This window comes from Chitinophaga pinensis, assembly GCF_007896845.1.
GTDB classification, from domain to species: Bacteria; Bacteroidota; Bacteroidia; order Chitinophagales; family Chitinophagaceae; genus Chitinophaga; species Chitinophaga pinensis_C.
Genome location: NZ_VOHS01000025.1, coordinates 20,650 through 42,141, shown reverse-complemented (window position 1 = coordinate 42,141; position 21,492 = coordinate 20,650). Strand labels below are relative to the sequence as shown.

Annotated in this window: 17 protein-coding genes; 14 read left to right on the top strand and 3 right to left on the bottom strand. The window is 47.2% G+C overall.

The features are described from left to right. Positions 1–8: 8 nt before the first annotated feature. Positions 9–1,934 carry a hypothetical protein gene (locus tag FEF09_RS20615; protein WP_146306854.1) on the bottom strand — a complete coding sequence of 642 codons (1,926 nt, stop codon included), beginning with the start codon at positions 1,932–1,934 and terminating at the stop codon, positions 9–11. After that, entirely contained in the window at positions 1,931–4,003 is a 2,073-nt protein-coding gene (locus FEF09_RS20610) for a CHAT domain-containing protein (RefSeq protein ID WP_146306853.1), read from the bottom strand. The genes FEF09_RS20615 and FEF09_RS20610 overlap by 4 nt, the downstream gene beginning before the upstream one ends. Before the next feature lie 320 nt (positions 4,004–4,323). On the opposite strand from FEF09_RS20610, the gene FEF09_RS20605 reads away from it, so the two are divergent. Next, on the top strand, positions 4,324–6,153 hold the full coding sequence (locus FEF09_RS20605; protein WP_146306852.1) for a beta-N-acetylhexosaminidase: 1,830 nt from the start codon (positions 4,324–4,326) through the stop codon (positions 6,151–6,153). Positions 6,154–6,435: 282 nt separating this feature from the next. On the opposite strand, the gene FEF09_RS20600 is transcribed toward FEF09_RS20605, so the two are convergent. Then, positions 6,436–7,194: a hypothetical protein gene (locus FEF09_RS20600; protein WP_146306851.1), complete on the bottom strand. Its 759-nt coding sequence runs from the start codon at positions 7,192–7,194 to the stop codon at positions 6,436–6,438. Positions 7,195–7,910: 716 nt separating this feature from the next. Here FEF09_RS20600 and FEF09_RS20595 point away from each other — a divergent pair. Genes FEF09_RS20595 through FEF09_RS20540 form a run of 13 tightly spaced genes read left to right on the top strand, consistent with a single transcriptional unit; the run spans position 7,911 to position 21,473 of the window. Beyond that, entirely contained in the window at positions 7,911–8,525 is a 615-nt protein-coding gene (locus FEF09_RS20595) for a DUF4255 domain-containing protein (protein ID WP_012792858.1), read from the top strand. Between the two features lie 3 nt (positions 8,526–8,528). Continuing rightward, complete coding sequence (locus tag FEF09_RS20590) at positions 8,529–9,752, top strand: hypothetical protein (protein ID WP_146306850.1); 1,224 nt, start codon at positions 8,529–8,531, stop codon at positions 9,750–9,752. Positions 9,753–9,763: 11 nt separating this feature from the next. Continuing rightward, positions 9,764–11,161 carry a phage tail sheath family protein gene (locus tag FEF09_RS20585; RefSeq protein WP_146306849.1) on the top strand — a complete coding sequence of 466 codons (1,398 nt, stop codon included), beginning with the start codon at positions 9,764–9,766 and terminating at the stop codon, positions 11,159–11,161. A 55-nt stretch (positions 11,162–11,216) separates the two neighbouring features. After that, entirely contained in the window at positions 11,217–12,155 is a 939-nt protein-coding gene (locus FEF09_RS20580) for a hypothetical protein (protein WP_146306848.1), read from the top strand. Positions 12,156–12,197: 42 nt separating this feature from the next. Then, the gene (locus FEF09_RS20575; protein WP_146306847.1) at positions 12,198–13,043 is read left to right on the top strand and encodes a hypothetical protein; all 846 of its coding nucleotides are present in this window, start codon (positions 12,198–12,200) and stop codon (positions 13,041–13,043) included. Between the two features lie 43 nt (positions 13,044–13,086). After that, the gene (locus tag FEF09_RS20570; protein WP_012792853.1) at positions 13,087–13,530 is read left to right on the top strand and encodes a phage tail protein; all 444 of its coding nucleotides are present in this window, start codon (positions 13,087–13,089) and stop codon (positions 13,528–13,530) included. A gap of 2 nt (positions 13,531–13,532) precedes the next feature. Beyond that, positions 13,533–13,997, top strand: coding sequence for a phage tail protein (locus FEF09_RS20565; RefSeq protein WP_146306846.1), 465 nt, complete (start codon positions 13,533–13,535; stop codon positions 13,995–13,997). Between the two features lie 21 nt (positions 13,998–14,018). Then, positions 14,019–14,189, top strand: coding sequence for a DUF5908 family protein (locus tag FEF09_RS30860; protein WP_186774436.1), 171 nt, complete (start codon positions 14,019–14,021; stop codon positions 14,187–14,189). Beyond that, complete coding sequence (locus FEF09_RS20560; RefSeq protein WP_146306845.1) at positions 14,189–14,896, top strand: CIS tube protein; 708 nt, start codon at positions 14,189–14,191, stop codon at positions 14,894–14,896. Before FEF09_RS30860 ends, FEF09_RS20560 begins: the two co-directional genes overlap by 1 nt. Positions 14,897–14,898: 2 nt before the next feature. Further along, positions 14,899–16,689, top strand: a complete 1,791-nt coding sequence (gene vgrG / locus FEF09_RS20555; RefSeq protein WP_146306844.1) for a type VI secretion system tip protein VgrG — start codon at positions 14,899–14,901, stop codon at positions 16,687–16,689. A gap of 11 nt (positions 16,690–16,700) precedes the next feature. Further along, positions 16,701–16,991 carry a PAAR domain-containing protein gene (locus FEF09_RS20550; protein WP_089804255.1) on the top strand — a complete coding sequence of 97 codons (291 nt, stop codon included), beginning with the start codon at positions 16,701–16,703 and terminating at the stop codon, positions 16,989–16,991. Between the two features lie 25 nt (positions 16,992–17,016). Beyond that, entirely contained in the window at positions 17,017–17,475 is a 459-nt protein-coding gene (locus tag FEF09_RS20545) for a GPW/gp25 family protein (RefSeq protein ID WP_146306843.1), read from the top strand. Then, the gene (locus FEF09_RS20540; RefSeq protein ID WP_146306842.1) at positions 17,475–21,473 is read left to right on the top strand and encodes a baseplate J/gp47 family protein; all 3,999 of its coding nucleotides are present in this window, start codon (positions 17,475–17,477) and stop codon (positions 21,471–21,473) included. Before FEF09_RS20545 ends, FEF09_RS20540 begins: the two co-directional genes overlap by 1 nt. Positions 21,474–21,492: the final 19 nt, after the last annotated feature.

Sequence of the window (21,492 nt, the reverse complement as noted above, 5' to 3'; positions counted from 1 at the left end):
ACGCAGCATCACATTTTGATAGTGTGTTGGGTTTCCGGATCGGAATTACTGTATAGTTTGGATGCCCGGAGCCGTAGACCGTCTACTACGCCGCCGATCGCATTATAATGGTCTTCTGTGAGAAAACCGTCATTGGCGCCACTTTTTTCATACTCGATATACATCTGTTCCAATGCGTAGGATAGCAGGGGCAGTGTGCCGTTGGACTGCATGACATCGCGTACGATATTGTCAACGAGGTAGGTCGGTTTGTATTCAAGTCCGGCGAGATAAGCCGGTTCTGTAATAATCTCTCTGACGGCGCTTTCCATCAGGTCGGGAATTGTTTTTTTGGCTTCCCGCCAGCCGGTGAGCGTTCTTTCAAATTCATATTCATAATCAGCGCGGACGCTGAGGATTATTTTCAGTTGCTGGAGACCGGGATCGCTGCTGTTCTGGATGTCATTAAGCAGTTGGATAAATTCTTCGCTTTCCTGTGTGCTGGCCTGTGTACTGAGTTCTTCGAACTGGTCGATATATATCAGGGCTTTGGCGCCGCTGAGGTTTGTCAGCCGGCGTTGCAGATCCCTGCCGAAGATCATGGGATGTGTGCCGGGTTCACCATTAAAAACGGCATAACCTTCCGTTTTCAATGTAGGGATGATACCGGCTTTGATAATAGAAGATTTACCCGAACCGGAGGGACCGACGATAACCAGCAGGCGTTTATCCTCGAAGAAGGTCAGGAGTTCCCGGAGAATAACACTACGGCCAAAGAAGATGGTGGCGTCTTTTTCTTCGTAGGAGGGCAGTCCTTTGAAAGGATTACCCTGTACGCTGGGGTGGATATTCCTGCCTCTGGATGCGGCTGTTTTCTTTTGTGAGATGAGGGGCACGAGACTGTCATGCGTCAGGGTATAGACTTCGTTGTCTGTTTCCCTCCCACATTTCACGAGTTTACTTTTACTGAGTTCGTTGAGCCACATACGGGCCGTCTGCAGATCGATGTCCTGTAATTCGGCGAGCCGAAGCGGCTGTTTGGTCTGGGAGCGGGACACAAAATGTTGCAGGAGGAACCATACGCCGCCTGTTTTGCCTTTGGAGACCCTTTCGACGACGGCATTCAGGTAGCGGGCGAGCACGTTTCTGCCATCGCCGATCTCCCTGAGAATGTTGTAGGTGAAGGCGATGTCTGCGTCAGGGGGGGCTTTTTCGGCCGCTTTTTCCCATGCCCAGAAGAGGTATACCTGCAGATTGGCCAGATCGACCCGTCCTTCTATGGAGCAGTCGGTGGCTATTCTGGCCGCGCAGGCCCGGTGATCCGCATCGGGTGTCTGGATATTATACTTGTCGAGGAGTTTGGCGACGGCTTCCGAGGCCTCCGGAATATTCATGGGTTCTATCTTGACGGAGGCTTTGAAGACCGGCAGACCGGCATCCTGTAATGTTTTCAGGTGACCATGGTATTCCTCCCGGACCACGAGGATGATCTTGCATTGTATGTCACTGCTCAGAATCTCCTTTATGATGTTTATGAAGGCCTGAATTTCGCCGTTTGATCCGAAGATGAATAATTCCTCCAATTGATCAAAAACGAGAAATATGGGCTTAAAATGCTTTAAATAAACCCGCCGGATAATTTCCGGCACCGGAGAGGGAGGCGCAGAGGGGCTATCCCCGGCTTCCCGGGAGAGTGTTTCGGTCAGGCTTTGGTTAAGGTCGTCCTTTCTGGTGATCCAGACGGCGTGCCAGTCGGTGCGTCTGAACTTATTGGCCAGTCCGCATTGAATAAGACTGGTTTTACCAACGCCGGAGGTACCGTATACCAGTATGAGGTTGGCCGCAAAAGAGAGATTGTACAGGTGTTCTATTTCTGCCGACCGGCCACCCCATATGTCCTTATCCTCTTTTGTGTAGGACTCCAGCAGTTTGAAGGGATTTTCCATCAATTTCATGGCTGGCTGTTTATGGGAGTGTTGTTTTGTACGGCGACCGGTGTGGCCGCAATCTTGGACCGGTAGTATGCGAATTCCGCATGCAGTTGCAGCAGACGGTTGGTGATCCTGTTCTTTTCCCGGTCTGTTTTGATCGCCATATCCTCAATGAAGCGCAGCGTTGTTCTGGTGATGGTGGCGGCGCCCAGTTCTATATCCTGCGTTTCCGGCTGGATGTGGATCAGTCTTTCGTTGTTGGTCAGGCTTTTATAGACGATGCCATTGCCTTCTGTGTAGTTGTAAAAATAGAGGTCAACACCATCAAACTCACACAGCACATTTTTATCGATCAGGAAGGGGGACAGGGAAAGGTACTCGAACATTCTGTAGATCTCTTTGACCAGTATCACGGAATAGGATTCCGCGTATTCCGGCAGGGATTGCAGTTCCATTACCTCCATCCGGTCGGAAATGCGCTGTTCCAGCAACATGTATTTATGGAAGTAGGTTTTGGCGAGCACATTCCGCTTACGGATGGCCTCTACGTTTTTGATAACAACCATCTTGTACTGGAGAATGAAGAACAGTTCCTTCAGGAGATTGATGAGTCCCAGTTCGATCTCTTTACAGTGATGAATATAGGCGGCTGTTGTATTGAGCATAGGTAGTTTGGCCTTGATGCCTTTGATCACCATATGAGAATTAAAGAAGTTATTCTCATAGGTGTTGATGCTTTCGAAATGCAGATATTCTTTGACAAAGGGGGCAATGTCCGGTTCATCTTTCAGGTTTTCTTTCAATACCTGACTGATGACCTCGATGAAGGAGGTGTAGTCAAAGTCCTGTTCGTTGTCTTTGGTCTGCCGGAAATAATTCAGGATAATCTCCTTCTGGATCGGATTGAACACCAGTATTTTCCCGATCTTCTCTTTCATGCCGTATACTTCCAGCAGGTCGGAGAGGATGGTGGCGGCGGCCAGTTTGACCAGTATTTCATAGAAGTTGATCTGCAGGTCAAGAAATTCTGCATAGTCGTCTTCTGTGAGGAGGTTTTCTTTACTGAAAGAATACATCCGCTGAAGGAGTTTACCCAATGGCAGGGGAAAGGTATTGATGAGTTTATCAGCGATATCGCTCAGGCTTTGCGGGTCCTGTATATAGGCGGCGTAGAGGTCATTGATCTCTTTGAGCTGGTTGTTACGCCGGTTGAATTTATCGTTGATGTTTTCGACTTCTATGAGCACCTCTTTTGCGGAGAGGTCTGATTTATCATAGAGGGTAGCGATGAGTGCGTCCCTTTCTTTGGTCAGGTTACTATATAAACGGCTGGCATTGGAGGCCAGTGCCCGGATCAATTCATCATTGGGGGCATATTTCTCCTGACTATCATATTTTTCGTTGAGGTATTGTGTAATGGACCAGTCGTCTGTCAGAGATTCCTTGTAGTATATGCCCCACGGAAATTCTTTCTGTGCTGCTTCATCATCCGGATCATCATCCATGACAGCGGCCCGTTTAGTACCTATGTAACGGTTGGGTCCTTTGGGGAACAATGCGAAGTGTTCGCCGGATAAGACGAAGGTCTTTGCAAAGTCGAAGGCTTTTCCGATGGGCCATGACTTGGTCAGGGCGGTGTAGAAGTAGATGGAGAAATCGCTGGCTACCTTATCGTATACGGGACGTTGTGTGCCGATGACGATAGGCACACCTTTCTGCGGATTGGCAGGATCGGGGGTATGCAGTACGTCTATGATCTCTCTGGAAGCACAGGCGTTAAGGAATACGAGTTTGAGGTTGGGTGCAAAAGCCATCAGTTCTGCGAGCCCTTCTTTTCTGAAGGCACCGTCTTTTGTGAAGAAGAGGGCCAGGCTGTTGCCGTGTCCTGAAAAGTGCATTATTTCGATATCCGGGCCGTGGTCGGCGAAATAACGGAACAGATCATCTTTAGTGGCACTTATAAGGATATCCGGATTTAAGTGCTTTTTGATGTTTCCGAAGTAGGTGTTGATCTCTTTGATCTCCTGTTCGACATAATGTAGCGGCTCATCTTTCATGTCGTTGGCATACGCCAATAGCGCTAATCTTGACATTTCTCAGTAATGTTTTAACCAGGTTGGAAGGATATATTGGGGTTGCTGGGGTGCTTCGAAACTTAGCTGTTATTTATAATATACCACTATTAAGTTAAGGAATTTAATTGCAATTGAAAAATATAATGGACTATAGCCAGCTGAGCTTTGATTCCCATTAAATTATTTCTATATTGGCTGCTAACGAAGCCCGTTACGGAAAACCAGTATAAATAATATCATAATAGGAGAATATTATGGCAATAAGGGGTCTATTCCATGTTTACAGGCATTGCAATCTTACACCAGGCAAATAATTCGTAAACTATTAAAGTAACAAGATGTTAAAAAGAATTGCATCTATTTTGGTCTTAACACTCGGCGTTAGTGGCGCTCATGCACAAAGTAACTACGCTATTATCCCGAAACCGGTTGCTGTACTGGCAGCGGCGGGCCATTTTGTATTAGGTAAACAGACAGTATTGGTTGCAGCAAGTGATGCGGCAAGAAAAAATGCAGACCTGTTCAATGAATTTCTCCTGAATCGTTATGGTATCAAACTGACGGTGGCCCGTGAGGCCAGCGGAAAGGCGATTGTGCTGGAAGATCAGGCAGATGCCGCCGCACAAGAGGCTTATAGCCTGAGTGTAACGGCTGACAGGATCACTATCAAGGGAGGTAGTGCAGGTTGTTTTTATGGACTGCAATCAGTATTGCAGCTGATCGAAACGCAGAACGGCGGACTGACAGTGCCGGCAGTCAACATCAATGACAAGCCGGAGTTTGGTTACCGTGGCGTGATGATCGACGTAGCAAGACATTTCTTCTCACTCGATGAAATGAAGAAGATCGTTGATCTGCTGGCTTATTTTAAATTCAACAGACTGCATTGGCATCTGACAGATGATCAGGGATGGAGACTGGAGATCAAAAAGTACCCGAAACTGACACAGGTATCCGCATGGCGTGATTCCAGTATTCTGGGACAGTATGGCGATTACAAACCTTTTGTGTATGATGGCGTAAAACACGGCGGTTATTATTCACAGGAAGAGGCGCGTGAGCTGGTAAAATATGCCGCTGACCGTAAGATCACCATTCTGCCGGAGATCGAACTGCCGGGTCATAGTACAGCCGTACTGGCTGCCTATCCACAGTTTGGCTGTAAAGATACCATGTACCACGTACCGGGTTACTGGGGCGTGCATTATGCGATCTATTGTCCGAAGGAAGAGACGTTCAAATTCCTCGAAGACGTGCTGACAGAGGTGATGGCGATCTTCCCGGGTGAATACATCCACGTAGGTGGTGATGAGGTACCAAAGGAGCACTGGCAGGAGTCTAAATTTGCACAGAGCCTTATTGCGAAGCAGAAGCTGAAAGACGAGCATGAGTTACAGAGCTATTTCATTGCCCGTATCGAGAAATTTCTGAATAAGAACGGCAGACGTCTGGTAGGTTGGGATGAGATACTGGAAGGCGGATTAGCACCTAACGCAACTGTGATGAGCTGGAGAGGCGAGAAAGGCGGTATTGCAGCGGCCAGAATGGGACATGATGTGATCATGACGCCTAATAGTCACTTGTACATCGACCATTATCAGTCTAAAGACAAACAGAATGAACCAACAGCTATTGGTGGATTCCTGCCGCTGGAAAGAGTATATAGCTATCATCCACGTCCTGATTCCCTGACACCGGAACAGCAACAACATGTACTGGGTGTACAGGCTAACCTCTGGACAGAATATATCGGTACCAATAATAAACTGGAATATATGCTGTTCCCACGTATGCTGGCATTGTCAGAAGTGGCGTGGTCAGCGAGGAGTCAGCAGAACTATGATGACTTTTCAACCCAGCGCTTACCATTACGTTTACAGGAGCTGGAACAGATGAAGGTGTTTTATCGTATTCCGGAGGCGAAGGTAACATTTGGTACAGATGCTGCCGGCAGAAGAACGGCGGAGATCATTCCGTTTGTGGCGAATAGTAATGTGTATTATACTGTTGACGGACATAAAGCTGATCAGACAGCCAATCTGTACAACGGCGCGATATCACTACCTGTGAAAGGTAAGAGTGAGAAACCGATGGTATTGAACTATATCATTGTGACACCGGGTGGTAGAGTGAGCAATATGTTTACGGTGCCGTTGGAGGGTAATTAATCATTCTGATAAAGTTAAAAGAAAGGGCCGGCTTAGCTGGCCCTTTTCTTTTAGTATACCGGGCGTTGTGACGGTGTATACGATACATATACAGGACGTATAACAGGTGGTGAGCTGGACTTGACAGGAAGGTGCTGATCAGGGAGGAGGAGAAATGCTGCGGCAATAGAAAAGCCCTTTGCATGGGCTGCAAATAACTTATTAAGGAAAATACGGTATGACTAAATGAGCTGTAATGAATATATGAGGGCACCTTTATACAATTGCATGGCAACAGATGGTCTATTCCCTTTGAACAGGAGACAGCTTCTTATAAGCACGTGCGGGGCGTAATACCTGTTCTTCGGATACGGGTATATGAGTTTGTGCAACTGCTGCCGTTTTCACTACAGCAACCTTTGTTTCCTGTACAGCGATGATATCCGCTGTCAGCAGTTGTTTGTTTTGGGACGGATGCTGATCGCTGCATGCCTGTACCTGCAGGACCACTACAAGTGTACCGTTACCCGGAGCGGATACAGACAGGTTTGCACCGTTAAAAGGTACCCGGGGATCTATTGTAATACCGGCGATATCTGTACCGGTTGTTTTGCGTGTGTTGAAGTCGATACGCGTAGCAATCACTTTTACTGCCCATGTACGGATGCCTTTGAATATTGGCAATGTCTGGGCGGGGATATGCAAATGTCCGTCTTCAGAGAATACCGGTGTAACCGCAAAGAAGCGACTGATAGCAGCTGACTGATTGAAGCGGAAGCCTTGCAGGGCACGTATGTTATGGACGCCTGTGTGAATCAGTGCGGCGGTAAGCCGGGTAATATGACTACTATCACATGGGATATCCAGTTCGCCATAAATAGCCTTACGGAGTAAGGCGCCCCGTTTACTCGCGATACCGAAGCGTTTTGCTGCACGACAGGTGGCCATGGTCTGCCGCACCTTTTGGGGCATGCTACGCAGGTAATAGACCCCATTACGGCGGTAGCCGATCAGGTTACCCAGCCGGCCTGTAAAAGGGATGATAGATGTTTGTATTGCCATCGCAAATTGTATTGGTTGCCATAAATGTAGGGTAAGCAACTGTGATGCCGGCGGGTGTGCATTAGTTGTTATTAAAAGGATGCGTGTGTAGTTGGGTGTATGTTTAATGGTGAGGCGGTGGCATATGAATAAAAATGAAAAGCGATTCGCAGGCAATTGAACAAATTGAAAAAAAATGTATCCGTCAGGCGTGTGCTATTCTATGAAAATACGATATAAAAGAGGAGCGAAATATGATGAAAATAGTCAGCGTATAAACGCATAGTATTGATATGAAAAAGGAGGACGTATCCACCGCTAAAAACCCGCTGCGTACTTGTACGCAATTTCTGCTCATGAGTATTTAAAAGTTTTTTATTTCGGGAATAATACCTAGTTTTACATTCTCTATGGTAATCGTGTGTTATGCGTTTGAAGAACTCCAGAATATAAATAATTAGAAGACAATTTTTTTAATTACCCCGAAAAGAAAAATCATAACAGAAAAGAAGAACTTGTAACTCTTGATGCGCTGCAGTCACCGCAACATGTGCATTATGGTCATTATTACACCCCAAAAAGAAATCCGTAATTCAGAATGCTGCATGTGCTGTACAGGAAGACTGGTACACCATTTTCCTCATCAACCGTATCCATAAAGAATACATCATATCGAGTATGCAGCCGCTGGCAATAGCCATTGGCCTGATCTCCGTGTCTTGATTAAAATCATAACCATGATCTTCACTGCTTTTAAGTTATTAAAAGACCAGTTAGATAGTTATATCCAGTCCTTTAACCCTATGGGAAACGACCCCGAAAGCCATGTAGTGCTGGACAATGTAGCTACGCTGGAAACACCTGACAGACCCCCGGGCGCAGAAGAACGAATCATTCTGAGCATGGTGAATATAGAGGAGGAAGCAACCCTGAAAAATAGTTCACATTTTTACAGGAATGCGCAGGGCATCGCCTATCATAATCCTCCTATTTATCTTAACCTGTACATGTTGGTGTCAGCACATTATAAGAACTATGAAGATGCGCTGTCACGACTCTCTCAGGCTATTCAGTTCTTTCAGGGTAAAAGTAGTTTTACGCTGAAGAACTCTCCTAACGAAGTCCTGATCAATAGCGGTCAGGCGCTGGATGACTTGCAGTTACACCTTGAGCTGTTTTCCCTCTCATTTGAACAGTTGAATCATCTATGGGGCGCATTGGGTGGTAAGCAAATGCCTAGTGTGTTATACAAAGTAAGACTCGTAAAGATCACAGAGAACAGGATAACAGGACTTGGTACCATTGTGGAGCAGATCCAGTCCAAAGACAGTATTGCTTTCCCCAAATCATAATGAATGGCTTTTCAGATTACATACAGGCGCCTGGCAGTTGTAAATATGTTGCACAGCTTCTATCTTGATAAGGAGGGCAGCAACTATTACAGCCTGTCACAGGAAGACCAGGAGTTCAGATTGGCCGATCTCCTTATGGATAACCGGTATAATCTGATGGATGATGTGAGCATCACCCCTACACCTGCTACAGAAAAAAAATTAAAAGGACAACGTATCGTTTACCGTCAGACTTCTACAGGGATTGTGCTGGGTGTCGCTTCAACACCAGGCCCCGGCGGAGCATTGACAACTGCGGTACCACTGGATGGGCAATTGCGCCTGCAGTTTTTGATACGACTGAAGAACGCCGCTCTGGTGTCGCGCAGTAACCTGCGTATTAACCCTGTATTCCCTTCGGTTTATTATTTCACCAATGACGATACGACCAGCGGTAAATCTTTTCCGTCGCTTTCGACAGCCGTTGAAGCAATCACTGATGGAAGGACCTATGAAATGGGAGAAACCGCCATTGTGAATGGGAACGTATCTCAGGCCATTGCACGCACGGATAGTGCGGCTACAGGCTGGATCAACACAGATGATTTTCATTATATCAACGAATATGACCGTATACTGCTGCCATTGAAATTTCCATACACTTTCGATCAGCAGGGAGTAGAGCAGGCCACGTTTACATTGCTGCGCGGTGCGGATGAAATTAAAACATTGCCTTTTCAGCAGGTGGGTGGTTTACGTGATGCATTGCTTGACTTCACCGGTACACCGGATGGTATCTATACATTGAAGATCGCCGGTAGTAATAACTATACCCGTAGTTACACAATATATCTGCATGCAACGCTTTATCAGAGAGATGCCTGGGGTGTGCTCGATCTGGTAATGCAACCTGCGGATACTGCATTCCAGCTGATAGATGCAGATGGTTTGCTGACATTACCTGCTGCACCTGTGTTTGAGCTACGTTTTGCCAGCAGGGCGACCTACTGGAAATATTATCTGCAAAAAGGTGATACACCGGGTGCAGATAGTAACTGGGATGAAATCTCTCCCGCTCCGCCAGGTATCAGAAAGGTGATCATCAGCAAACAGCCTTACCCGCTGATGCAATCCTATCGTAAAGTGAGCTACGCTGCTGTCAACCTCCCTAATCCGGACGGAGAGCTGATCAGCAGACAAGGCGATCTGATATGTTCCGAAATTTTACTTCCTAAAATGAAATTATAAATCGATCAACTATGGCAAACACATATTATACACCAGGCGTGTATATTGAAGAAGTCTCCAAGTTCCCCCCGTCCATCACGGCAGTAGAAACAGCAATTCCTGCATTTATCGGCTTTACGCAGACAGGCATCGTAGATGGTAAAGAAATCTATGGTACGCCTGTGCGTATCAGCTCACTGCTGGAATATGAGAACATCTTTGGTGGTCCTCAGCCGGAAGTTAATCTGGTTGTAACCATCACTACCAGCGATTCTTCCGGTACCCGTTACACGGTAAGTTATGATCCTGCTGATGGCAAGGGCCTGTCCAAACACATCATGTATTATGCTCTACAGCAGTTCTATGCCAACGGTGGTGGCCCATGCTGGATCATCTCTGTAGGTCCGTATCAGGATTTCGGTACACCTATCATTGATCAGGACCCATTCATGGATGCACTGACCGAACTGAGAAAACAGGATGAGCCTACGCTTATCATTTTCCCTGAAGGCCAGAACATGCCGCAGGATACTTACAAAACACTGCTGGAAGCAGCACTGACACAGTGTTATGATCTGAAGGACCGTTTTGTGATCATGGATATCTTTGATAATGGTCTTACGCTGAAAACTGAAGGCGAGATCCTCGCCGCTGCACAGGAATTCAGAGACGCGATCAACTCTCCTTATCCAAGCTATGGCGCCGCTTATTTCCCTAACATCCGTTCTACTTTCGATTATGCATATGACGAAAGCACTGTTGTGATCGTAGGTGGCAGCGCCGATAACTTCGGAGCACTGAACAGCCTTGAAAAAGCGAATGTTAAACTCGCCATTTCCAACTACTCTATCATTCTACCTCCATCTGCTTCTGTAGCTGGTGTATACGCCCGCGTTGACAATTCACGTGGTGTGTGGAAAGCACCTGCAAACGAAGGCCTGCTGGCAGTATCTGGTGTTACCTGTGATATCAGCGACCAGATTCAGCGTAACCTGAACGTGGACGTAAACGCAGGTAAGTCTATCAATGCGATCCGTTTCTTTTCCGGCAGAGGTATTAAGATCTGGGGTGCCCGTACTCTGGATGGTAACTCCAACGAATGGCGTTATGTATCTGTGCGCCGTTATTTCAACATGGTGGAAGAATCTACCAAAAAAGCTTCTGAAGGTTTTGTATTTGAACCTAATGACGCGAATACCTGGGTGAAAGTAAAGGCGATGATCGAGAACTTCCTGATCAATCAGTGGCGTTCCGGTGCATTGGCAGGCGCTAAACCTGAACATGCATTCTACGTGAAAATCGGTATCAATGAAACAATGACTGCATTTGATATTCTTGAAGGAAAGATGATCATCGAGATCGGTCTGGCAGTGGTGCGTCCGGCAGAGTTCATCATCCTGAGATTCAGTCACAAGATGCAGGAATCCTGATACTCTGACAACCCCAGGTAACAACAAACTATAAACCCCAGAAAATACACCACATATGAGTGATTTCAAACCTCCGGTAGAGACGCCGGTAGTACAGTGTGTCCCACCTTCTCCGTCTCAGTTCGATCTGTTAATGAAAGACTACGGCGTAGTACTGAAAACAGAGCAACAGCAGAAATCAGCTGCGCTTGAAGCAGAGGTCATCAAGACCAATACAGCCAGTCAGGTGGTATGCGTCGAACGTAAAGTCAATGAAAAGTATGCACGGGCTGTGAAGGAATATAACTTCCTCAGCAACTGTGTGACCGTATATACAGGTCAGGATCTCGAAGGACTGACCAGTACTGTATCGCTTGCACAGGCAAAATATACCGGTGTGAAAACTTCATTTGATGCGGCGGTTGCTGCGATCAAGGCTGCGAAACAGAAGGCCGGTCTGGTAAATACACTGGCAGGTAAACTGAAAGATGCAGTAGCTGATTCCTGTAATTCAGAAGAGCTGAAGCTGATCCGCGAAAATCTTTCCAAGGGAGGTCCCGGCAAAAAGAATATCGAAGACAGCGTACAGGAATTCGTTGCTTATGCAGAAAAGATCGTTAATCAGGCTGATGACGTTGTGCAGGCTGCGATAAAAGTGGCCGGTATCAATGCCTTTGTCAATGTAGATAATCTGGCTGCACTGATCACCACTGCCAAGACAGACGGTACGAGCCTCATTACAGACGTGGAGAACAACGTTAAGAATTCCCAGAAGAAATATGATGATTCCCGCAAGCCGCTGGGCGACGCATTGAAAGAACTCAGCAAAGCCAGCACCCTGAAGAATGTAGCATGGGTGGTGAAAGATGCTGTGGCAGATGCGGCCAAATTTGTGGAGGATAAAAACTGTAACGGCGGTGGCTGCAAAAAACTCGACGAGATCTCAGAACAGGCAGAACACGCATTTGACTGCAATAACTGTGATGAACCGGCTGAGCAGCAAAATGAAAGCTAACGCATTCCACATTATTTAAAACCGTTTACAATTTACATCATCATGGCATCTAATAAAGATACTATTCAGCAATATCTTGACCGCCTCAAAAACGACTGTGTAGAGGCTGATCAGGAGCTCAATAATGCCAAGGCCCAGGAGGCATTCAAAAAAAGTGCACTGGATAAAAAGAGGCGCTGGTCAGATGTACTGAAAGACATTCTGACTACCATCACCGAGACAAACCGTCTGGGTATGATCTATCTCGGTACGCTTGAGAGAACGCGTAAGTACAACAAAAAAACAGGTAAGAACGCGCACCTCTGTATTGACGCTATCAAGATCCTGATCTGCGAAGCAAAGCAGCTGCTGGATTGTTCTGAAGTACTGAAAGGACAGGTCAAGGTACTGACCGATCGTATCGATAATAAAATCCCATCAAAAGGCGCAAATTCTATCATCGCCAATCTGACTGCATTGAAAACAGCAGAAGACGATGCGCTGAATGCCATCAGAGATGCGATCAATGCATTGCTGGTAACCTATCGTCAGGAAGAAGAACTCTGGGGCCTGCTGGCAGGAGAGAAAGGTCTGCTGTTTCAGGTAGAGGGTTCTTATAAACTGGTGACTGACGGTAAGAAACCGGATCTGGAAGATTGTGCTTCCTGTCATCCGCAGAAGACACCGTTGTTTCCGATGGACGATGAAGCCTGTGATTTCTACACCAAAACGAAACATCAGTACGGGTCCACACTGGATGAACTGAAGGATCTGCAGAAAGATGTAGAAGTGGTTTCCTGCAAACGCGAATTTGCTCAGGCGCGTAAAGATGCACTGGACAAAGCATATGCAGCAGCATTGGCGGCAAAATCCTGCGAGACAACACCTGCGCCGGCAGCTAAAAAATAATCAAGATTTCCATATTCAATCATAACAGTACAAAAGAAAAACAATGGCAAATTATCCATTACCCAAGTTTCACTTCCAGGTAGAATGGGGTGGTAAAAACATCGGTTTTACTGAAGTAACCGGTCTTACTGTTGAAACAGAGGCGATCGAATACCGCCATGGCGCCAGTCCGGAATATCACAAGACCAAACAGCCAGGTCTGAAAAAATACAGCAATATCACTCTGAAACGTGGCACGTTCCAGTCGGACAACGAATATTTCGACTGGTGGGAAGAAACTGTCTTCTTTCAGGAGCAGAACGGTAAATACCGCAGAAATATCACTATCAGTCTGCTGGATGAAATGCACAAGCCTATCATCGTATGGAAGGTGAAGAATGCATGGCCGATCAAGGTGCAGTCAGCCGATCTGAAAGCAGATGCCAATGAGATCGCCGTTGAAAGTGTTGAGCTGGTACACGAAGGTCTGGTGATTGAAAATAAATAAAGATGGCAGCCGCTAATTATCCTCCTGTAGGGTTCCATTTTAAAGTAGAGTTCCTGTTCGACAAAAAGGGCACTGTTCAGCAAACGGACAATGACATCCTTTTTCAGTCCGTATCGGGACTCAACTTTCAGATGCAGACAGACACCCTGCGGGAGGGAGGAGAGAACCGCTTTGAGCATGTCCTGCCCCTGCGCAATAAGTGTACGGATCTGGTGCTGCGCCGTGGTATCTTCAAACCGGCGGATTCCATCGTCTCACAATGGTGTCTTGACGCTTTCAAAAACTTCAGCTTCGCGCCCATTGATCTCATTGTAACCCTGCTCAATGAACAACACCAGCCGCTGATGACCTGGAAAGTACACCGCGCATGGCCAAAGAACTGGAAGGTGGCGGACTTCAATGCAGATAAAGGCGAGTTGGTGATTGAAACATTTGAACTGAATTATAACTATTTCAGTGTGGAATAGCAGAACATTAAAACAAGGCCCATGCCAGTAGAGATAAGAGAAATGGTCATCAAGGTAGCTGTCGATGAAGCTGCCGGTAGTAAAGGTAACACAGGTGGTGGTAACGAGCAGCAGGAGGGATCTCCTGAAGCAATCGTACGCACCTGCGTCGAAAAGGTGCTTGAAATCCTGAAAGATCAAAGAGAACGCTGATGGCAAATAAAGAAACAGCGAATGTTGAGAAGATCGTTATCCGGCCGTTTCTGGATCAGAAACAGAAACAGTCGGCCGGAAGCGACTTCACCATCCCGATCAACCCCGAGAGTTATTCGCAGTCCTACAAAGTAGAGGCCAAGCAGAAAACGACCGGGGGTAATCAGGGCAGCGCTCCCGAATACAAGTTCACCGCACCGGAACAGCTGAAACTCGATTTCACGCTGGACAATACCGGTACCATCGAAGGGAACGTCCTCAATGGTACAGAGGTAAAAGATCAGGTGGACCAGCTGCTGGGCGTCGTATACAAGATGCAGGGAGAGGCACATAAACCCGCTATACTGAAAATTCAGTGGGGTTTGTTCACCTTCGATTGTATCCTGACCTCGCTCGACATCAACTATGTGCTTTTTAAGCCTAATGGAGCTCCTTTAAGGGCAAAGGTGAGTGCTACCTTCACCCAATACACGGAGCCCAAAAAACGGGTTGCAAAAGAGGATAAACACTCGCCTGACCTTTTCAGGAGTGTCCGGGTGGCTGATGGTGACACACTGCCCTTGCTTTGCTACAAAAATTACGGCGATCCTGCCCTCTATATGCAGGTTGCTTACTACAATGAACTGGTCAGCGTACGGAAGATCCGTACTGATGATGAACTGGGCTTCCCGCCGGTGAAACAGTCAGAAACACAAAAAACTTCCTGAACATGGCCAATGAGGAAAATATAGCGACAGACGAACGGATCATCCCCACTCCCGGGGTCTACGATTATACCAGCTTTGAAGTGCTGATCAACGGCAACAGGGTGAATAATCCGGCTTATCATCTGCGCTCGGTTACCATTGTGAAGGAAGTGAACCTGATCCCTTATGCACGTCTCCAGTACCTCGACGGTGACGTCGCCGACGAAAAGTTTGCGGTGAGTGAAGCAGCTGACTTCATTCCCGGTAATAAGATCGAACTGAAAGTAGGTCGTGATGGTAAACAGACGACCGTGTTCAAAGGTATCATCATTAAACATGGTATCCGGGCCAGTGAGAACGGTAATGCTGTTTTGCAGCTGGACTGCCGTGATGAGGCGGTATCGCTGACCCTCGGCAGGAAACACAGGTACTTCAGGGAGACCAGCGACAGCGATGCACTGAAAAAGGTGCTGGGCAATAAGGCCGGTGCGCTGGATAGTACGCCCGTACAACATAAGGAACTGGTGCAGTTCAATTGTACCGACTGGGATTTTGCCCTTAGCCGCGCTGAAATGAACAGCTGCGTACTGATGGTGCAGGATGGGAAAGTCGATATGAAGAAACCTGAACTGGCCGGATCTCCCACACTGACACTCGTATATGGCGCTACCATCGACGAATTTGAAGCGGAGATAGACGCCCGTACACAGTGGCAGGAAGTAAATGCCAGTTCCTGGAGTTACAAAGATCAGGCGGTACAACAAAATTCCACTACCAGTGTGTCTTTTAAAGAAGCTGGTAATCTGTCAGGAAAAGAACTGGCGAAAGCAGTATCTCCTGACAAACTGGAACTGCGTCATAGTGGCCTGATCAGCGAGCCCGAACTGAAAGCGTGGGCGGAATCGGTTATGCTGAAAAGCAGGATGGCCAAGATACGCGGCCGCGTGAAGATCAAAGGATCTCCTGATACAAAACCGGGCGACACCGTTGAACTCAAAGGGCTGGGTAACCGCTTCAATGGATTGGTATATGTAAGTGGTGTAAGACACGAATATGCGGAAGGTGTATGGACTACACAAATGCAATTTGGTATTTCTCCTGAGTGGTTTCATCATAAGGAGGATCTGACGGAGACACCGGCTGCAGGTCTGCTGCCGGCAGTACACGGATTGCAGATAGGCGTAGTGGTGCAGCTGGAAAGTGATCCCGACGGAGAAGACCGCATACTGGTGAAAATGCCGCTGACCGATAATAACGACAAAGGTACCTGGGCCCGTATGGCTTCACTGGATGCCGGTAAAGAACGTGGTTATTTCTTTCGTCCTGAACTGGGAGATGAAGTGATCGTAGGTTTTGTCAATGATGATCCCCGCTTCGCCGTAGTACTGGGCATGTTGCACAGCAGCAAGAACCCCGCTCCTGTAAAGGCAGAAGATACCAATCATATCAAAGGCCTGGTGACCCGTAGCAAAATGAAGACCATGTATGACGATGAGAATAAGGTAATGAAAATGGAAACGCCTGCGGGCAATTTCATTGAGCTGAGTGAAAAAGACAAAGCTATTACCATACAGGATCAGCATGGCAACATGATTAAAATGGAGTCAGCAGGTATTACCATTAAAAGCGCAAAAGATATTAAGATGGAAGCTGCCGCCGCTTTCTCACTGAAAGCAGGTACTGACATCAAAATTGAAGGCATGACCATCTCCGGAAAAGCAGATACTTCACTGGAACTGAATGGTCAGGCGAAAGCAAAAGTAGCCTCTTCTGCCATGCTGGAATTGCAGGGCGGAATGGTAAAGATCAACTAAACAAACAGACAATGCCCCCGGCAGCAAGATTAACAGATATGCATGTTTGCCCCATGTCCACAGGTCCGGTGCCTCACGTTGGTGGTCCTGTCAGTGGGCCCGGTGTACCTACGGTGCTGATCGGTGGTATGCCTGCGGCGACGGTAGGAGATATGCTGGTGTGTACCGGTCCGCCTGACGTCATCGTAAAAGGTTCGGCCACGGTGATGATCGGTGGCAAGCCGGCCGCACGGATGGGTGACTCCACTGCACATGGCGGTTCTATCGTACTGGGATGTCCCACTGTGATGATCGGAGGATAATATAGATCGTATAAAAGTTTTGTATATGCCCGACGCGAAAGATTTTCTAGGCTGCGGCTGGTCTTTTCCCCCCACCTTCCGCAAAGACAATGAAGACAAGGATTGTTACGCCGTGATGGCGATAGGGAGGGAGGATATAGAACAAAGTCTGCACATTCTCCTGTCTACCAGTCTGGGTGAACGCGTGATGATACCCCAGTTCGGATGCAATCTGGCAGATTACCAGTTTGAATCCATGAGTAATACACTGATCGGTTTCATTACAGACATGGTTACGAATGCCATTCTCTATTATGAAGCAAGAATAAAGGCAGACAAGATCACTGTATCCCAGTCAGATTCCTGGGATGCCATACAGGGATACCTGCGCATCAGTGTTGATTATACCATCAGAGCCACCAATTCACGGTACAACTATGTATATGACTTCTATGTACAGGAAGGCCGTGCAGAAGGAATAAATGCAGCTATAGCAATAAGATAATGAACGCTTCAGATAACATATCAAATAACCTGGTACGCGATGGTGTAAGCCAGTTGCAGCGTAAAATGGATGCGCTGTCAACCGACAGGGTACAGATTGATGAACGCAGTACTGCACAGTTACTGGGCTTCCTGTACCGCTACGCCAGATATGTACTTTACTATGATGACAGGGATCAGCCGTCCCGCAGGGCAGATACGCCGTTAGTATCGCGTGGGGACTGGCAGGATTTCTTCCGGAATAATCCGCCTTTCCAATATGCCGCTATCCAGCAGTTTGATTCGGCCGGTTTTGATGCCGCCTATCAGAAGGCAAGAACGGAGCTGTCGCAGCAATTGCCTGCTGATCAGTTCTGGTCTATGTTCTTCCGCATACTGGATATGGTGATGCAACTGGATAGCTGGAACACAGATCTGGATGCCGGCACCGGATTGAGCGGCATGCTGCATGCGCTCGTTCAGTCTGACTTCAGTAAAGCATTATACCGGCTTATTGCCATCGCCAATACGATGACAGATGCGGATAATCCTTTGCCTGATGAAGCGGTGAACAATATCGCCATCCTCCGTAAGAATCCCTCCTGGTCACTGACCATGGATAAGCTGATTGCGAAAGATGCTTACCTGCAGAGACTGGGGAACTATCCCCGCAGGAAAAGAGAGAAAATGCTGACACAGCTGGATGAGCTGTTCGTCATCTTCTATAAAGGTATTCAGCAGGTTCAGACTTTTGCGGTGCAGGACTTTGATGCTGTGATGAGCGGTTCGCAGCAACACCAGCCACATGTCGGTTTGTTGTACGGCTTCCTGCAACTCTTCGCTCAGGTGAAGACACAGCTGAATACATTCGGTCGCCAGCACCTGAACTTCTTTTATGAAGAAGTGCTGCAGCTGAAGAAGAAACCACTGACGCCTGATCATGTACATCTGGTAGCAGAACTCGCCAGACAGTTACCGGATTATCTCCTCGAAGATAACATCGGAGTGAAAGCCGGTAAAGATGCGCTGGGGAATGACGTTACTTTTTATACAGAGGAAGAAGTGGTGTTGAACAAAGCAAAGGTTGCTGAGTTACGTACGCTCTTCAAAGATGAAAATGCAAATGTCTATACCGCTCCGGTAGCCGCAAGTGCTGACGGACTGGGAGATGGATTCCGTAATCCTGCTTACAACAGCTGGCCTTTATTAGGGGCAGCAGAGTACGTCAGCAAGAATAATCCGCAGGCAGGTGTATCTCACTTTCCATTTGGTACCACAGGTCTGTTATTGTCTTCTCCTGTGTTACTTCTGAAAGAGGGTACGCGTAACGTGACCGTAAGCATCGAGCTGACACAACCCGCATCAAAAGCAGATCAGCTGGCGGCGCTACTGGCGAAACCTTTCTATCTGCTGAATGAAGAAATACTGATCGCCTTTGAAAAGGCAGCTATCGATAAGGGCACTGTAGCCGCGATCCGTAGTAAACTGAAAACTGCCGGTCTTACTGAGAAGTGGCTGGATGATGAAGTGGGTGACAATGAATTCAGGATCTACACAGGTATCAGTTCGCAGCAATTGCAGCTGGCAAAAGATATCGCAAGGAAAAGACTGTTGCAGGTAGACTGTACCACCGCAGACGGCTGGTATCCTGCACCGGTAACAGCGATATCGCTGACAGCGGGTATTATGACCATCAACTTCGCACTGGCTGCAGATGCACCTGCATTAGTGCCACCTGTTGCCGATGTGTTACAGGCCACTTATCCGGTAAAAGATCCTTTGCTACGGATACTATTTAATCATGGTCTGCATTTTCATCTGGCAGAACAGGATGAACCCTGGTATGATGTGCTGAGCAATCTGGTTATTGTGAATACTTCGATCAATGTACATGTCACCAATATCAAAAATCTGCTGATAGGTAATGATGAGGGTCCGCTGGACCCTAACAACAAATTCATTCCTTTCACCAGTGTGCCGAAAGCGGGTGGCAACTTTTACATCGGCAGCGACGAAGTATTCAGAAAGAAATTAACAGATGTAAAACTGAATATGGAGTGGGAGGGATTGCCCGACAATTTCGCTACCCATTATTCAGCTTACAATATGGGTATCTCCAATACCTACTTCACAGCGTCGATACAACGCCTGAACAACGGACAATGGGAGAGTATCCCCGGTGGCAATGCAATACAACTGTTTGATCAGGATGGCGGCAGTCATCTGCAATCCACACGACAGATCACCATACCGGCGGCGGGCAGTATTCCTGTACTGAAACAAGCAGCGCCTTTATTGCCGTATAATAATGCAACGCTCTACGGCTTCCTGCGTTTCAGACTTGACAAGAGTTTCAAACAGGAAGAATATCCGGGTATACTGGCTGATCAGCTGATTAAAATAGGTAATCTTAAACTGAGTGTCTTACAGACAGATGCAAGTGGGTTGCTGACACAATCACTGGATGCTTACAGCAAGGCATGGAATGTATCCAATCTGGCCACCAATCTGCATAGTGGCGATCCTGAACAGGAGCATCTGGACCTGAAACAGGCAGCAGATGGTACTACCGGCAGTGCATATAGCACCTATAGTAAAGCCGCTTCACTGGATAGCTATGTAAATGGTACATCCGGTAACGTGCTGGGCTTCCCGCCTCCACCTTATACACCTGTTATCAAATCATTTACGCTGGAATATGCGGCTGCTGCCAGCGGTGCAGATATTACGCTGCTGCATCAGTATCCATATGAGCCGGGTAACTATAAACTCTTATCATCCGGTACTACTGCGCATTTTATGCCGGTGTATGAAGATGAAGGTACTTTATATATCGGTCTGCAACAGGCTGTACCCGGTACGAATGTAACGTTGTTATTTCAGCTGGCTGAGTTTACAGCAGATCCGGATATCCGCAAGGCAGATATCAGATGGCATTACATGTTAGGGAATGAGTGGAAAGCGCTGGAAGATCATTCACAGATCATCAGTGATACCACGCAGGAGATGCTGGTGTCGGGTATTGTAACGATCGCGTTACCATGGGATGCAGATACGACGCATACAGTATTACCATCCGGTTATCATTGGTTGCGCATCAGTACACACCTTTATTCAGCAGCGGTGTGTGAAGGGGTGGCTGTAATAGCACAGGCTGCGAAAGCGACATTCCGTAATCAGGAGAACGATCCCGCGAGAGTGGGAACCGTTTTACCTGCACAGACTATCAGCGGACTGCTTGTACCGGATGCAATGGTGACGAAGATCAGTCAGCCGTATCCATCTTTTGGTGGCAGAAAAGAAGAAACTTCAGATGAATTCTATATACGCGTCAGCGAACGTCTGCGTCATAAAGGAAGAGCTATCAACGTTTTTGACTACGAGCGTATCATTCTGGATGCATTTCCCGAGATCTTCAAGATAAAATGTATTCCGCATTCGAAGATGTGCAGGGACGAAGCCGGCGCCATTACACAGTTACAATCACCCGGTTGGGTTACACTGGCTGTGATACCACGTATCGATGCGTATCCTGCAGATGAACGATTCAGTCCGAAGGTAAGCCGTATCATACTCGAAAGAGTAAGCGAATACCTGAGCAGCCGCACATCGGCATTTGCAAAAGTGCAGGTCATCAATCCTGTTTATCAGCCGGTAAGTTTCAAAGGCAATATTCGCCTGAGAGCGGGCAGAGATGCTAATTTCTATCTGAAGAAACTGGTCAGCGAAGTACAGGCTTATCTGTCACCGTGGATCAATACGGGCGCACAGGATATCGTGTTTGGCGGTACCATGATGATGTCTTCCGTATTACAGTTTATCGAACAGAGGGAATATGTGGATTATGTAACAGACTTCACCATGTTTGATAAGAAGGATGGCGTGGAAGGACCGCCGGTAAAGGCGATCACAGCCGATACGCCGTGGTCGGTACTCATCGGAGGAGAACAATCATACACAAATATTATCACCGATTCCTGCACAGCGACCAGTCAGCAAGCGGTATTCAGGATCAAATAAAACATTCATAAAAAACTAA